10 protein-coding genes and 1 tRNA gene are annotated in these 15,426 nt (G+C 61.1%); all 11 read left to right on the forward strand.

What is annotated here, in order from left to right; all coding sequences use genetic code 11:
- Positions 1 to 79 precede the first annotated feature (79 nt).
- Positions 80 to 295, forward strand: coding sequence for a 30S ribosomal protein S21 (gene rpsU, locus OPU96_RS09985; RefSeq protein WP_002551877.1), 216 nt, complete (start codon positions 80 to 82; stop codon positions 293 to 295).
- 445 nt (positions 296 to 740) lie between these two features.
- A complete protein-coding gene (gene dnaG, locus OPU96_RS09990) occupies positions 741 to 2,714 on the forward strand; it encodes a DNA primase (RefSeq protein WP_226454464.1) in 1,974 nt (657 codons plus the stop codon).
- 67 nt (positions 2,715 to 2,781) lie between these two features.
- On the forward strand, positions 2,782 to 4,632 hold the full coding sequence (rpoD, locus tag OPU96_RS09995) for an RNA polymerase sigma factor RpoD (RefSeq protein WP_226454465.1): 1,851 nt from the start codon (positions 2,782 to 2,784) through the stop codon (positions 4,630 to 4,632).
- A gap of 122 nt (positions 4,633 to 4,754) precedes the next feature.
- The gene (locus OPU96_RS10000) at positions 4,755 to 8,498 is read left to right on the forward strand and encodes an EAL domain-containing protein (RefSeq protein WP_498559026.1); all 3,744 of its coding nucleotides are present in this window, start codon (positions 4,755 to 4,757) and stop codon (positions 8,496 to 8,498) included.
- A gap of 15 nt (positions 8,499 to 8,513) precedes the next feature.
- A tRNA-Ile gene (locus OPU96_RS10005) sits at positions 8,514 to 8,590 on the forward strand.
- A gap of 131 nt (positions 8,591 to 8,721) precedes the next feature.
- On the forward strand, positions 8,722 to 9,168 hold the full coding sequence (locus OPU96_RS10010; RefSeq protein ID WP_192299815.1) for an Lrp/AsnC family transcriptional regulator: 447 nt from the start codon (positions 8,722 to 8,724) through the stop codon (positions 9,166 to 9,168).
- Between the two features lie 146 nt (positions 9,169 to 9,314).
- Positions 9,315 to 11,006, forward strand: coding sequence for a flavin monoamine oxidase family protein (locus tag OPU96_RS10015; protein ID WP_192299816.1), 1,692 nt, complete (start codon positions 9,315 to 9,317; stop codon positions 11,004 to 11,006).
- 10 nt (positions 11,007 to 11,016) lie between these two features.
- Complete coding sequence (locus OPU96_RS10020) at positions 11,017 to 11,811, forward strand: carbon-nitrogen hydrolase family protein (protein WP_498559027.1); 795 nt, start codon at positions 11,017 to 11,019, stop codon at positions 11,809 to 11,811.
- A gap of 48 nt (positions 11,812 to 11,859) precedes the next feature.
- Positions 11,860 to 14,196, forward strand: coding sequence for a pyrroloquinoline quinone biosynthesis protein PqqF (gene pqqF / locus OPU96_RS10025; RefSeq protein ID WP_498559028.1), 2,337 nt, complete (start codon positions 11,860 to 11,862; stop codon positions 14,194 to 14,196).
- A gap of 173 nt (positions 14,197 to 14,369) precedes the next feature.
- Positions 14,370 to 14,444, forward strand: a complete 75-nt coding sequence (gene pqqA / locus OPU96_RS10030) for a pyrroloquinoline quinone precursor peptide PqqA (RefSeq protein WP_003194766.1) — start codon at positions 14,370 to 14,372, stop codon at positions 14,442 to 14,444.
- A gap of 69 nt (positions 14,445 to 14,513) precedes the next feature.
- Positions 14,514 to 15,425 carry a pyrroloquinoline quinone biosynthesis protein PqqB gene (pqqB, locus tag OPU96_RS10035; protein WP_192299819.1) on the forward strand — a complete coding sequence of 304 codons (912 nt, stop codon included), beginning with the start codon at positions 14,514 to 14,516 and terminating at the stop codon, positions 15,423 to 15,425.
- Position 15,426: the final 1 nt, after the last annotated feature.

Below are 15,426 nucleotides of genomic sequence, written 5' to 3' on the forward strand. Positions count from 1 at the left end.
CCTTAAAAACCGACGACCTCAGCCGCGAATTGTTTGCGACGAGAACGTTGATCCCGGTAATGAAAGAAGGTAGCTCTGGATGCCAGCCGTCAAAGTTAAAGAGAACGAACCCTTCGACGTAGCTCTGCGTCGTTTCAAGCGCTCCTGCGAAAAAGCCGGTGTACTGGCTGAAGTTCGTAGCCGCGAATTTTACGAGAAGCCAACTTCTGAGCGTAAGCGCAAAGCAGCAGCCGCTGTTAAGCGTCACGCCAAGAAAGTTCAGCGCGAACAGCGCCGCGCCGTTCGTCTGTACTAATACACAGACGTTCGTAGCAAGCTTCTGCCAAGCCCGGCCCTCAGCCGGGCTAATGGCATTTGCGGACAACGCTTGATGCTTCACTGTTGACGCCGCACATGCGACTGAAACAACTGCTTCACACGTCAGGACTGGCTCTTCTGCCAGCGGTGCACGTCTCTTCTGACGAGTCTAACAAGGCTACTGACGAGCACACTTATTCTGTAAACAGACGATCAACAGGTCGGCTGTGCCCAACAAAGCGATTCCGAGGCCCACTAACGGCCAAGACCGGACGCCCGGGCAACATTTCCACGCCAAAGACTGATCAGAAATTAACGTCAGTGAATGTTCGGCAGATACACTTCCATGCAGCCCCAGCACACAATCGATGAACGAGCCACGCCTTACGTGCGCTTGAGCACATCATGGGCCCTCATTTACACGCAGTGATGACGAGAACGCCATGGCCGGGCTAATTCCCCAGAGCTTTATTGACGACCTTCTGAACCGCACCGACATCGTCGATGTCGTCAGCTCGCGCGTGCAACTGAAAAAAGCCGGCAAGAACTACACCGCCTGCTGCCCGTTCCACAAAGAGAAAACCCCGTCATTCAGCGTCAGCCCCGACAAGCAGTTCTACTACTGTTTCGGCTGCGGCGCTGGCGGCAATGCCCTCGGTTTCCTCATGGACCACGACAACCTGGACTTCCCCCAGGCCATCGAGGACCTGGCGAAAGCCGCCGGCATGGAAGTCCCTCGCGAAGAAAGTGGTCGCCCACACAAACCGCGCCAGCCCACCGACTCGCCGCTGTACCCACTGCTGACGGCCGCTGCCGACTTTTATCGTCAGGCGCTTAAAAGCCACCCGCAGCGCAAGGCCGCCGTCGACTACCTGAAGGGTCGTGGCCTCACCGGCGAAATCGCCCGTGACTTCGGCCTGGGTTTCGCACCGCCTGGCTGGGACAACCTGTACAAGCACCTGAGCAGCGACACCCTGCAGCAAAAAGCCATGATCGACGCCGGCCTACTGGTGGAAAACGCCGAGACCGGCAAACGTTACGACCGCTTCCGCGACCGCGTGATGTTTCCGATCCGCGACAGCCGCGGCCGCATCATCGCCTTCGGTGGCCGCGTGCTGGGGGACGACAAGCCCAAGTACCTGAACTCCCCGGAAACCCCGGTATTCCACAAGGGCCAGGAACTCTACGGCCTGTTTGAAGCGCGCAAGAACAACCGCAACCTCGATGAAATCATCGTGGTCGAAGGCTATATGGACGTGATCGCCCTCGCCCAGCAAGGCCTGCGCAATGCCGTGGCGACCCTGGGCACGGCGACCAGCGAAGAACATTTGAAGCGCCTGTTTCGCGTAGTGCCCAGTGTGCTTTTCTGCTTCGACGGCGACCAGGCCGGCCGCAATGCCGCCTGGCGCGCCCTCGAAGCCACGCTATCAAGCCTGCAGGATGGGCGCCGCGCGCGCTTTTTGTTCCTGCCTGAAGGCGAAGACCCAGACACCCTGGTCCGCTCCGAAGGCACCGACGCATTCCGCGCCCGCATCAACCAACACGCGCAACCGCTGGCAGATTACTTCTTCCAGCAACTGACCGAAGAAGCCGACCCGCGCTCACTCGAAGGCAAGGCCCACATGGCCACCCTCGCGGCGCCGCTGATCGATAAGGTGCCGGGCGCCAACCTGCGCACGCTTATGCGCCAACGCCTGCAAGAGATCACCGGCCTGAGCGGCGAAGCCGTCAGCCAGCTGGCGCACAGCGCGCCGCAGGATGCACCGCCACCGGCCTACGACCCTGGCATGGACTACGACGCCATGCCGGATTACGCCGACTTCCACCAGCCGCAGGAGGCCTACGCGCCCCAGCAGGAGTGGACACCGAAAAAGCCCGGCGCCGGCGGCAAGAAATGGGACAAGAAGCCTTGGAGCAAGAACGGCAAGCGCGGTGACCGCGATGAAGCCTATGCCCCGCGCACCCCGGTTGCCGTAGAAGCGCCGACGCTGATTGCCCTGCGCACGCTCATCCACCACCCGCAACTGGCGGGCAAGGTTGAAAGTGCCGATCATTTTGCCAACGCGAGCAACACTTACGCCCAGGTGCTGATTGCCCTGATCGAAGCCGTGCAGAAAAATCCTAAGCTAAACTCTATTCAGCTGATGGCTCGCTGGCATGGCACCGAACAAGGCCGATTACTCAAGGCGCTCGCGGAAAAGGAGTGGCTAATTGACGGCGATAACCTTGAACAACAGTTTTTAGACACCATTACTAGGTTATCCGCGGGCCAGCACACGCAGACCCTCGATGAACTGATCAAGAGAGCAAGACAGCCGGGATTGTCGGCTGAAGAGCAAATTCAGATAGCAAAACAGATGCGCGACCTCTTAAAACAGAATGTTTCCGCATCAAACCCGACCTCAGCTGGCGTGTGAGGTCATAGCTCGGGTATAATCCTCGGCTTGTTTTTTGCCCGCCAAGACCTTCAGTGGATAGGGTGTTATGTCCGGAAAAGCGCAACAGCAGTCTCGTATCAAAGAGTTGATCACCCTTGGTCGTGAGCAGAAGTATCTGACTTACGCAGAGGTCAACGACCACCTGCCTGAGGATATTTCAGATCCTGAGCAGGTGGAAGACATCATCCGCATGATTAACGACATGGGGATCCCCGTACACGAGAGTGCTCCGGATGCGGACGCCCTTATGTTGGCCGACGCCGATACCGACGAGGCAGCCGCTGAAGAAGCCGCTGCCGCGCTGGCTGCGGTGGAGACCGACATCGGTCGCACGACTGACCCTGTGCGCATGTATATGCGTGAAATGGGTACCGTCGAGTTGCTGACACGCGAAGGCGAAATCGAAATCGCCAAGCGTATTGAAGAGGGTATCCGTGAAGTGATGGGCGCAATCGCGCACTTCCCTGGCACGGTTGACCACATTCTCTCCGAGTACACTCGCGTCACCACCGAAGGTGGTCGCCTGTCCGACGTCTTGAGCGGTTACATCGACCCGGACGACGGCATTGCGCCGCCTGCCGCCGAAATACCGCCGCCTGTCGATGCAAAAGCGGCGAAAGCTGACGACGATTCCGAAGACGACGATGCTGAAGCCAGCAGCGACGACGAAGAAGAAGTCGAAAGCGGCCCGGACCCGATCATCGCTGCCCAGCGTTTCGGGGCGGTTTCCGATCAAATGGAAATCACCCGCAAGGCATTGAAGAAGCACGGTCGCTCCAACAAGCAGGCCATTGCCGAGCTGTTGGCCCTGGCCGAGCTGTTCATGCCGATCAAGCTGGTGCCGAAGCAATTCGAAGGCCTGGTTGAACGCGTTCGTAGCGCCCTTGAGCGTCTGCGTGCACAAGAGCGTGCGATCATGCAGCTCTGTGTCCGTGATGCGCGCATGCCGCGTACCGATTTCCTGCGCCAGTTCCCGGGCAACGAAGTTGACGAAAGCTGGTCCGACGCACTGGCCAAAGGCAAGGCGAAGTACGCTGAAGCCATTGGTCGCCTGCAACCGGACATCATCCGCTGCCAGCAGAAGCTGACCGCGCTTGAAACCGAGACCGGCCTGACAATTGCCGAGATCAAGGACATCAACCGTCGCATGTCGATCGGTGAGGCCAAGGCCCGCCGCGCGAAGAAAGAGATGGTTGAAGCGAACTTGCGTCTGGTGATCTCCATCGCCAAGAAGTACACCAACCGTGGCTTGCAATTCCTCGACCTGATCCAGGAAGGCAACATCGGCTTGATGAAGGCTGTGGACAAGTTCGAATACCGTCGCGGCTACAAGTTCTCGACTTATGCCACCTGGTGGATCCGTCAGGCGATCACTCGCTCGATCGCCGACCAGGCCCGCACCATCCGTATTCCGGTGCACATGATCGAGACCATCAACAAGCTCAACCGCATTTCCCGGCAGATGTTGCAGGAAATGGGTCGCGAACCGACCCCGGAAGAGTTGGGCGAACGCATGGAAATGCCTGAGGATAAAATCCGCAAGGTATTGAAGATCGCTAAAGAGCCGATCTCCATGGAAACCCCGATCGGTGATGACGAAGACTCCCATCTGGGTGACTTCATCGAAGACTCGACCATGCAGTCGCCAATCGATGTCGCCACCGTTGAGAGCCTCAAGGAAGCGACTCGCGACGTACTGTCCGGCCTCACTGCCCGTGAAGCCAAGGTACTGCGCATGCGTTTCGGCATCGACATGAATACCGACCACACCCTTGAGGAAGTCGGTAAGCAGTTTGACGTGACCCGCGAGCGGATCCGTCAGATCGAAGCCAAGGCGTTGCGCAAGTTGCGCCACCCGACGCGAAGCGAGCACCTGCGCTCCTTCCTCGACGAGTGATACCAGAACCCCCGGCCCAGGCCGGGGGTTTTGTTTTCTACAGCAAAAAATTCCGCGCAACACCCCTCCCCCGCAATGCCCGTCTACACTCGAACCATTCCCCGTGCCATAACGAGACCGTTATGCCCAGATTGCCGACCGTGTTACTGCTGTCGCTGCTGACCTGGACCGCAACGGCTGGCGCGTTGACTCTTAGCGATGATGAGCGTGGCTGGCTAGCGGACCATCAGGAACTGCGGCTGGGGGTGGATGCGTCATGGCCACCCTTCGAATACCGTGATGAAAATAGCCACTACCAGGGCCTGGCCGCCGACTATGTGCGCCTGATCCAGGACCGCCTGGGCGTCAGGATCAAATTGATCGAACCCGCAAGCTGGAGCGCGGTGCTCGAGCAGGCCCGAAACAACCAGCTCGACCTGCTGCCCGGTGTCATGTCCACGCCTGAACGCCAGAGCTACATGGCCTTCACGCGCCCGTACCTGGACTTCCCCATCGTGATCCTGGCCCATGAGGGTGGCGCCCAGCCGCGCAACCTCAAGGGTCTCTACGGGCTGAAGATTGCCGTGGTGGAAAATTACGCCCCCCACGAACTGCTCCGCACCCACCACCCCGACCTGAATCTGGTGGCCATGCCCAACGTCAGCTCGACGCTACAAGCGCTGGCCACCGACGAAGTGGATGCCGTGGTCGGCGACCTCGCATCCAGCGTCTGGAGCCTGCGCCAGCTGAAACTCGACGGTCTGTACGTCAGCGGCGAAACGCCCTACCGCTACCAACTGGCGATGGGCGTGCCGCGTGACAACAAGATGCTGGTCGGCATCCTCGATAAAGTCCTGGCCGACCTCAGCCCGGACGAAACCAATGCCATCCAGCAACACTGGGTCGGCAGCATTACCGATCACCGCGCATTCTGGACTGACCTGCTGACCTACGGCCTGCCCGCAGTGCTGCTGCTGAGCACCGTTTTGGCCATCGTGATTCGGATCAATCGCCGGCTCAGTTCGGAAATTTCCCGCCGCGTGGCGCTCGAACAAGAACTGCGCAGCAGCGAATACCACTACCGCGGCCTGGTAGAGAGCCTGTCGGCTATCGCCTGGGAAGCCAGCATCATCGATTTCACCTACAGCTACGTCTCCCCCCACGCCGAAGAACTGCTGGGGTACCCGCGTGCCCATTGGCTGATCCCGGGCTTCTGGCGCAACATCATCCACCCTGCCGACCTGACACGCGCCGAAACCTATTGCCATCGCGAAACCCGCGCCAACCGCGACCACAGCATCGATTACCGCGTCATCACCGCCGACGGCCGCTGCCTGTGGGTGCGCGACATCGTCAGCCTCATAGAGCATGGCCACGAGCCCGTGTTGCGCGGCCTGATGATCGACATCAGCGAAGCCAAACGCACTGAAGAAGCGCTGCAACTGTCCGAACAAAAGTTTGCCTCGGTGTTCCAGCAATGCCCGGACATACTCGTGATCGCCCGTCTGTCCGACGGCTGCCTGCTGGAGGTGAACAAGGCCTTCGAGGATCAGGTCGGCCTGAGCGCCGAGGAAGTAGTGGGTAAAACCGGCACGGCGTTGAACATCTGGGGCTACGAGGGCGCCGGCCCGGATCTGCTGAAACGGGTGCAGACCTCCAGCATCCGCAACCTGGAGATGCCCTTTCGGCGCAGCAACGGCCAAGTCTTCACCGGCCTGATTTCCGCCGAGCCATTCCAGCTCGACACCATCGAAGCCATCGTCGTGGTCGTGCGCGATATTTCCCAGCTCAAGGAAACCCAGCAGCAGTTGCAAACCTCGGAAGAGAAGTTCGCCAAGGCATTCCATGCCTCCCCCGACGGTTTGCTGCTGAGCCGTCAACGCGATGGCCTGCTGATCGAAGTGAACGATGGTTTCAGCCGCATTACCGGCTTCGCCAGCGCCACCTCCATCGATAAGTCCGCCTTGGACCTGGGCATCTGGGTCGACCTCAACGAACGCAAAAACATGTTGGAGATGATGCAGCGCGACGGCTTTGTCCGCGATTTCATCTGCCATATCCGCCGCAGTGACGGGCAAGTCCGCCTCTGTGAATTGTCCAGCCGCCCACTGCCAATCGGCGACGACGACTGCATGCTCACCATCGCCCGCGACATTACCGAACGCCAGCTGATGCAGGAAAAACTGCAACAAGCCGCAACGGTCTTCGAAAGCACCGCCGAGGGCGTGCTGATCACCGACACGCAGCAGAACATCAGCGCCGTCAACCGCGCCTTCAGCGAGATCACCGGTTACAGCGAAGCCGAAGCCTTGGGCCAGACACCACGTCTGCTCGCCTCGGGCCTGCACGACAGCGCCTTCTATGCCGCGATGTGGCATCAGTTGACCGCCCATGGGCATTGGCAAGGCGAGATCTCCAACCGCCGCAAGAATGGCGAGCCGTACCCCAGCTGGCTGACCATCAGCGCCGTACGCAACCGCGACCAGTTGATCACGCACTTCGTCGCCGTGTTTGCCGACATTTCCAGCCTAAAACTGGCCCAGGCCCGCCTCGACTACCAGGCGCACCACGACCCGCTGACCGGCCTGCCAAACCGCACGCTGTTTGAAAACCGACTGCAGGCCGCCCTCAACGGCCATCAGGAAACCGGCAAACAGGGCGCCGTGCTGTTTCTCGACCTGGACCGTTTCAAGCACATCAACGACAGCCTCGGCCACCCCGTCGGCGACCTGCTGCTCAAGGACATTGCCGTACGCCTCAAGGAACAACTGCGTGACATCGACACCGTCGCCCGCCTCGGTGGTGATGAATTCATCATCCTGCTGCCGGGCCTGCAACATGCCAGCGACGCCGAACACCTCGCAAACAAGCTGCTGGCGTGCTTCACCCTACCGTTCCAGGCCGGCGAACATGAGTTCTTCATCAGCGCCAGCATCGGCACCAGCCTGTATCCCCAGGACGGCACCGACGTCGCCACCCTGGTCAAGAACGCCGACGCCGCGATGTACCGCTCCAAGGCCAAGGGCCGCAACCGGGTAGAGAGCTACACCCGCGACCTCACCGCACAGGCCAACGAGCGCGTGGCCCTGGAACACGAACTGCGCCGCGCCATCGAACGCGACGAACTGAGCCTGTGCTACCAACCCAAGCGCAGCCTGGCGACACAAGAACTGATCGGCGCCGAAGCACTGATCCGCTGGCGTCACCCGACCTTCGGCGAAGTGCCGCCCGAACACTTCATCGCCCTCGCCGAAGAGAACGGCATGATCCTGCAGATCGGTGACTGGGTACTCGAACAGGCCTGCCGGCAAATGCACGCCTGGCAGGGCACCTTCGATGACTTCGGCACACTCTCGGTCAACCTCGCCGGCGCGCAACTGCGTCACCCCAACCTGCTGTCACGCATCGAACAACTGTTGCACGACTACCACCTCACACCCGGCTGCCTGCAACTGGAGATCACCGAAAACTTCATCATGAGCCAGGCTGAAGAAGCGCTGGAGGTCCTGCACCAACTCAAGCACCTGGGCGTGCAGCTGGCGATCGACGACTTCGGCACAGGTTATTCATCCCTCAGCTACCTCAAGCGGCTGCCGCTGGACTTCCTGAAAATCGACCAATCCTTCGTCCGCGGCCTGCCCGACGACCCCCACGACGCTGCAATCGTGCGCGCCATCATCGCCCTGGGCCACAGCATGCAATTCACCATCATCGCCGAGGGCGTGGAAAACTCCGCGCAACAGGCATTCCTTGCCGCCGAGGGCTGCGAACAGATGCAAGGCTACATCGTCAGTCTGCCCCTGCCGCCCGAACTGTTCGCAGCTACATTCCTTCGTATGAGGGCTGAGGATTTTTCGGATAGCACAGTGGAGAAACCGTCGTTATAATCCGCGACCTGTTTAGGGCCTATAGCTCAGTTGGTCAGAGCAGAGGACTCATAATCCTTTGGTCCACGGTTCAAGTCCGTGTGGGCCCACCAACTCCAAAGCCGCGCATTGCGCGGCTTTTGTGTGTCTGGCCGAGTGGTTTGCCAGCCAGCCCAGGCGAATAAATCGACGAAAGTGTGTAAAAAGCGTCCACACTCCATCGCTCACCTACTGGAGCCTCCCCTTGCCTGCCCTAGACGAAATCGACCGCCAACTGATCGCCGCCCTGCAAATCAACGCGCGCGAAAGCGTGGCCATGCTGGCCCGCCAGTTGGGGATCGCGCGCACCACGGTGACGTCGCGCCTGGCGCGCCTGGAAAAGACCCAGGTGATCACAGGTTACGGCGTACGCCTCGGCCAACGGGTGGCGGGCGGTGGTTTGCAGGCTTATGTGGGGATCACCGTCCAGCCGCGCTCCGGCAAGGAAGTGCTGCGCCGACTGAGTGCGATGGCCCAGGTCCAGCAGTTGTGCGCCGTGAGCGGCGAGTTCGATTACGTGGCCTGGCTGCGCACCGACTCGCCGGAGCAGCTCGACCAGTTGCTCGACCAGATCGGCAGCGTCGATGGCGTCGAGAAGACCACCACTTCGATCATCCTCAGTAACAAATTGGATCGCGGCCAGCCAGTCTGACCACCCGCTTCGTCACTCTGACTAAAAACAATTCATTCCGACGACACTTTGCGTCTTATTAACGAGCGCTACGCTCCCTAAACTGGCTGCCATCTTTTCCTATACTCAGCGGGACGTGCCCCGCCGAGTCGCCAGCCAGGTCAGCCATGAACACATTCAACAAAAACAATCGCCACCCTGCAGACGGTAAAAAACCCATCACCATCTTTGGCCCGGACTTCCCGTTCGCCTTCGATGACTGGATCGAACACCCCGCCGGCCTGGGCAGCATTCCCGCCGCCAACCATGGCGCCGAAGTAGCGATTGTCGGCGCGGGCATCGCCGGCCTGGTGGCCGCTTACGAACTGATGAAGCTGGGCCTCAAGCCGGTGGTGTACGAAGCCTCGAAAATGGGCGGGCGCTTACGCTCCCAGGCGTTTGAAGGCGCCGAAGGCATCATCGCCGAGCTGGGCGGCATGCGCTTCCCGGTGTCGTCCACCGCGTTCTACCACTACGTCGACAAGCTCGGCCTGGAAACCAAACCCTTCCCAAACCCGTTGACGCCAGCGTCCGGCAGCACGGTGATCGACCTCGAAGGCCAGACCCATTACGCACAAAAGCTGTCGGACTTGCCGGCGTTGTTCCAGGAAGTTGCCGACGCCTGGGCCGATGCCCTGGAGGCCGGCTCGCAGTTCGGTGACATCCAGCAAGCCATCCGCGACCGTGACGTACCACGCCTCAAGGCGCTGTGGAACAAGCTCGTACCGTTGTGGGACGACCGCACGTTCTACGACTTCGTCGCCACCTCCAAGGCGTTCGCCAAGTTGTCGTTCCTGCACCGTGAAGTCTTCGGCCAGGTCGGTTTCGGCACAGGTGGCTGGGACTCGGACTTCCCCAACTCGATGCTGGAAATCTTCCGCGTGGTGATGACCAACTGCGATGACCACCAGCACCTCGTGGTCGGTGGCGTGGCCCAAGTGCCCATGGGCATCTGGCGCCATGTACCGGAGCGCTGCGCCCATTGGCCGGCGGGCACCAGCCTCAGTTCACTGCACCGCGGCGCGCCACGGGCCGGGGTCAAGCGCATTGCCCACGCCGACGGTGGCCGCTTCGCCGTCACCGACAACTACGGCGACACCCGCGAATACGCCGCCGTCCTGACCACCTGCCAGAGCTGGCTGCTGACCACCCAGATCGAATGTGACGAAAGCCTGTTCTCACAAAAAATGTGGATGGCCCTCGACCGCACACGCTACATGCAGTCCTCGAAAACCTTCGTGATGGTCGACCGCCCGTTCTGGAAAGACAAAGACCCGGAAACCGGTCGCGACCTGATGAGCATGACCCTCACCGATCGCCTGACCCGTGGCACCTACCTGTTCGACAACGGTGACGACAAGCCGGGGGTGATCTGCCTGTCCTACGCGTGGATGAGCGACGCGCTGAAAATGCTCCCGCAGCCCATCGACAAACGCGTGAAGCTGGCCCTCGACGCCCTGAAGAAGATCTACCCGAAAGTCGACATCAAGGCGCGCATCATCGGCGACCCGATCACCGTATCCTGGGAAGCCGACCCGCATTTCCTCGGGGCCTTCAAAGGCGCGCTGCCCGGTCACTATCGCTACAACCAGCGTATGTATGCGCACTTCATGCAGAAGGACATGCCCGCCGAACAGCGTGGGATCTTTATCGCCGGTGACGACGTTTCCTGGACACCGGCATGGGTAGAAGGCGCCGTGCAAACCTCGCTGAATGCTGTATGGGGCATCATGACCCACTTCGGCGGCAGCACTCACCCCGAGAACCCGGGACCGGGCGATGTGTTCGATGAAATCGGCCCGATTGCCCTGCCTGAATAAGGAGTTGACCATGCGTGTCGCCTTGTACCAATGCCCGCCGCTGCCACTGGATGTGGCCGGCAACCTGGCACGCCTGCACCAGCTGGCGCATGAAGCGTCCGGTGCGGATGTGCTGGTGTTGCCGGAGATGTTCCTCAGCGGCTACAACATCGGCGCCGAGGCGGTGGGGGCGTTGGCCGAGGCCCAGGATGGTCCGTCCGCGCAGAGGATTGCCGCACTGGCGCAAAGTGCCGGGCTGGCGATTGTCTACGGCTACCCGGAGCGGGCCGACGACGGGCAGATCTACAACGCCGTGCAACTGATAGACGCTCACGGCCAGCGCCTGTGCAACTACCGCAAGACGCATCTGTTTGGCGATCTGGATCACGGGATGTTCAGTGCCGGGGGCGATGACTTCCCGGTAGTGGAACTCAACGGTTGGAAGCTGGGCATGCTGATCTGCTACGACCTGGAATTCCCGGAAAACACCCGCCGCCTGGCCCTGGCCGGTGCCGAGCTGATCCTGGTGCCCACCGCGAACATGGTGCCGTTCGACTTTGTCGCCGATATCACCGTGCGAGCGCGGGCCTTCGAGAACCAATGCTACGTGGCCTACGCCAATTACTGCGGGCATGAAGGCGACATCCACTACTGCGGGCAAAGCAGTATTGCCGCGCCGGACGGCCAGCGCATTGCCCAGGCCGGGCTGGATGAAGCGCTGATCATCGGCACGCTGGATCATCAATCGATCCTCACTGCCCGCGCCGCCAACCACTACCTGCACGACCGCCGTCCCCAGCTGTACAGCGCGCTGCACAAGCCCTGACCTTGTGGGTTTGTTAGCATAGGCACTTCCTACGTTTCGGAAGTGCCCATGCCTGCGCCGGCCCACCCTCTTCACCGTCAACTGACCCTGGCCAATGGCCTGCGGGTTTCCCTGCGCCATGCGCCGCGCTTGAAGCGCAGCGCGGCGGTTTTACGGGTCGCCGCCGGCAGCCACGATGTGCCCCTGGCCTGGCCGGGGTTGGCGCACTTTCTTGAGCATCTGCTGTTCCTCGCAACCGAGCGTTTTCCCACAGACGAAGGGCTGATGGCCTACGTGCAACGCCACGGCGGCCAGGTCAACGCCAGCACCCGCGAGCGCACCACAGACTTCTTCTTTGAACTGCCGGTGTCGACCTTCGCCGATGGCCTGGAGCGCTTGGCCGACATGCTGGCCCAGCCGCGCCTGGCGCTGGAAGATCAACTGCGCGAACGCGAAGTGCTGCACGCGGAATTTGTCGCCTGGTCCCAGGATGCCAAGGCCCAGCAGCAGGTGGCGTTGTTCGCAGGGCTGGCGACGGATCATCCACTGCGCGGTTTTCATGCGGGCAACCGCGACAGCTTGCCGGTGGAAAGTCAGGCATTTCAGCAGGCATTGCGGGAATTTCATCAGCAGTTCTACCAGAGCGGACAAATGACCTTAAGCCTTGCAGGCCCACAGTCGCTGGACGCACTGGAAACTCTTGCGCAGCAATTCAGCGCTGTGTTGAATTCGAGCCCTCAACGCCCACAACTCGCACCACCGCCGTTGATGCCCGGTGACGTTCAGGGCTACCAGCACAAAGCTGACAACCACCTGCACCAAGTCATCACTTGCAACGCGCCGCGCGCAGCCCTGGAGTTCCTCTGCACCTGGCTCAACGCTTCGGCTCCAGGCGGATTGTTGGCCGAACTGCAAACACGACAACTGGCCACCGACCTGCAAGCGAGGGTGCTGTATCACTTTGCCGGGCAAGCACTGTTGGACGTCGATTTCACCCTCGACACTCAAGTTGAACCGGCGACAGCGATTGAAGCATTGCTGCACGACTGGCTGAGCTTTTTCGCACACAGCGATTGGACGGCACTGCAAGAAGAATTCGCCCTGCTGGCCGCTCGCCAGCAACAAACCGGCGGCGCCCTCGCCTTGGCTCGACACGACAGCGAAGATCTGTCGGAACAGGCCCTCACTGCCCTCAAAACCCTGCTCGTCGCCCTGCGGCTGCCACCGGCGCAGCACACGTGGCAACTGCCACCGAACAATCCATTCCTGCGCCCGCCAGCCAAGGAAGAGCGTGCTGGCCTGATTCGTGGCCAGACCAGCGCCCACCGCGGTTTGCGCACCTTCGCCCAGGACCGTTCACGGGGCCGCCGGGAAGTGTCGGCGCTGTCCTTCAGCCAAGCGTGGGCGAATGACACCGATGAAGCCGCGCTGTACCTGCACTGGCGCTCTGCTCCCAGCGACCTGCAAAGCGCATTGCAGCCACTGCGTGAGAATGCTCGCCAGGCGGGCGTTGAATTGTCGTTTGAAACCATCGGCAACGACTGGCTGGTGAAAATGGTCGGGCTGCACGAACCCATGCCGGCGGTGTTGGATGCCTTGGCGCACAGCCTGAACCAGGCACAACAGAAACCCTGTGCCCCGACGCCGACGATCGCCATTCGCGAATTGCTCAAGGCACTGCCCGCTTACTGCGCCACCCCGCCCGAGCACCGCGAAACCTCCTGGGTCAACGCCCGCTGGCAGGGCCTGGGGCTGGGTTTTCCGGCCGCGTCCGAAGCGGCGATCAAGGCAGCCGCAGCGCACCTGCCCGGGCAACCCGCACCGACCGATCAGTTCTTGCCAACCCTCGGCGGCCAGCGCATCTGGCACGAGGTGAAGACCGATTCCAGCGAGGCCGCCTTGCTGCTGTTTTGCCCGGCCCCCAGCCAATCCCTGGAGGATGAAGCCGCGTGGCGCCTGCTTGGGCATCTGCTCCAGGGTCCGTTTTACCAACGCCTGCGGGTAGAGCTGCAAATCGGCTACGCCGTGTTCAGCGGCGTCCGACAGATCAACGGGCAAACGGGCCTGCTGTTTGGCGTGCAATCGCCCAATGTGTCGCGGGAAGCGATCGTTGAGCAGTTACAGATCTTCCTGACGCAATTGCCGACGCTGATCAACAACGCTGACGACATGGCCAACACGGCACTGGCGGGACAGTTCTCGGCAAGCACGCTACCGCTTGCCCAAGCCGCCGAACTGCTCTGGCATGCGCGTTTGGCCGGGCACCCGGCGGATTATCTGGAGCGCGTTCAACAGTCGATCCAACGCCTGACCCGCGAAGATCTGCTACACGCCGCCGAACAGTTGAACAACGCCACAGGCGGCTGGCGCTATGTCGCCAACGGCCCGCGCATCACAACAGGCTGATACCGGCGGGCTGATCATTGCCAACCTTGCAACAGGCTTTTTCCACCGAGACAGCGCTAACTTGAGCAGATCTGAGTATTATTCCTACTCACGCTGCTGAACATCTCCGATCGGAGATGGACTATATGTATTACTTGGTAGTGAAAGTCCCATCCCTTGGTAGGAGTAAGAATATGACCTGGTCCAAACCTGCTTACACTGATCTGCGTATCGGTTTCGAAGTCACCATGTACTTCGCCAGCCGTTAATCCGCTGGGTACTACAACGCCTCGGCCCGCCCGGGGCGTTTTTGTTTTGAGCTTTGCTTGGGAGCTACCATGTTTGTCCAGATTCTAGGTTCCGCCGCCGGCGGTGGTTTCCCACAGTGGAACTGCAACTGCGCCAACTGCGCAGGTTTTCGTGATGGCAGCTTGCGGGCCCAGGCACGTACCCAATCGTCCATCGCCATCTCCGACGATGGCGTGAATTGGGTGCTGTGCAACGCCTCGCCGGATATTCGCGCGCAACTGCAAGGCTTTGCGCCGATGCAGCCCGGCCGTGCGCTACGCGACACCGGCATCAGCGCCATCATCCTGATGGACAGCCAGATCGACCACACCACCGGCCTGCTGAGCCTGCGCGAAGGCTGCCCGCACCAGGTGTGGTGCACCGACATGGTCCACGAAGATCTCAGCACCGGCTTCCCACTGTTCCCCATGCTTACCCACTGGAACGGCGGCCTGGCCTGGAACCGCATCGAGCTGGACACCAGCTTCAGCATCCCGGCCTGCCCCAACCTGCGGTTCACCCCGCTGCCACTGCGCAGCGCTGCACCGCCCTACTCACCGCACCGCTTCGACCCGCACCCGGGCGACAATATCGGCCTGATCGTCGAAGACCTGCGCACCGGCGGCAAGCTGTTCTATGCCCCCGGCCTGGGCAAGGTCGACGCACCACTGCTGGAGATCATGGCCGGCAGCGACTGCCTGCTGGTGGACGGCACAATGTGGGACGACGATGAAATGCAGCGCCGTGGCGTCGGCACCCGCACCGGCCGCGAAATGGGTCATCTGGCGCAAAACGGCCCCGGCGGCATGCTGCAAGTGCTGGAACAACTGCCAGAGCAGCGCAAAGTGCTTATCCACATCAACAACACCAACCCGATCCTCGATGAAGACTCCCCCGAGCGAGCCGAGCTGGTGCGGCGCAATGTCGAAGTGGCTTACGACGGCATGAGCATTGAATTGTAGG

This window comes from Pseudomonas sp. RP-B7 (assembly GCF_059803535.1).

Coding starts and splice junctions, on each gene's coding strand:
- pqqF (WP_498559028.1), top strand. CDS start 11,860: ATGCCTGCGCCGGCCCACCCTCTTCACCGTCAACTGACCCTGGCCAAT.
- rpoD (WP_226454465.1), top strand. CDS start 2,782: ATGTCCGGAAAAGCGCAACAGCAGTCTCGTATCAAAGAGTTGATCACC.
- pqqB (WP_192299819.1), top strand. CDS start 14,514: ATGTTTGTCCAGATTCTAGGTTCCGCCGCCGGCGGTGGTTTCCCACAG.
- OPU96_RS10020 (WP_498559027.1), top strand. CDS start 11,017: ATGCGTGTCGCCTTGTACCAATGCCCGCCGCTGCCACTGGATGTGGCC.
- rpsU (WP_002551877.1), top strand. CDS start 80: ATGCCAGCCGTCAAAGTTAAAGAGAACGAACCCTTCGACGTAGCTCTG.
- OPU96_RS10015 (WP_192299816.1), top strand. CDS start 9,315: ATGAACACATTCAACAAAAACAATCGCCACCCTGCAGACGGTAAAAAA.
- dnaG (WP_226454464.1), top strand. CDS start 741: ATGGCCGGGCTAATTCCCCAGAGCTTTATTGACGACCTTCTGAACCGC.
- OPU96_RS10000 (WP_498559026.1), top strand. CDS start 4,755: ATGCCCAGATTGCCGACCGTGTTACTGCTGTCGCTGCTGACCTGGACC.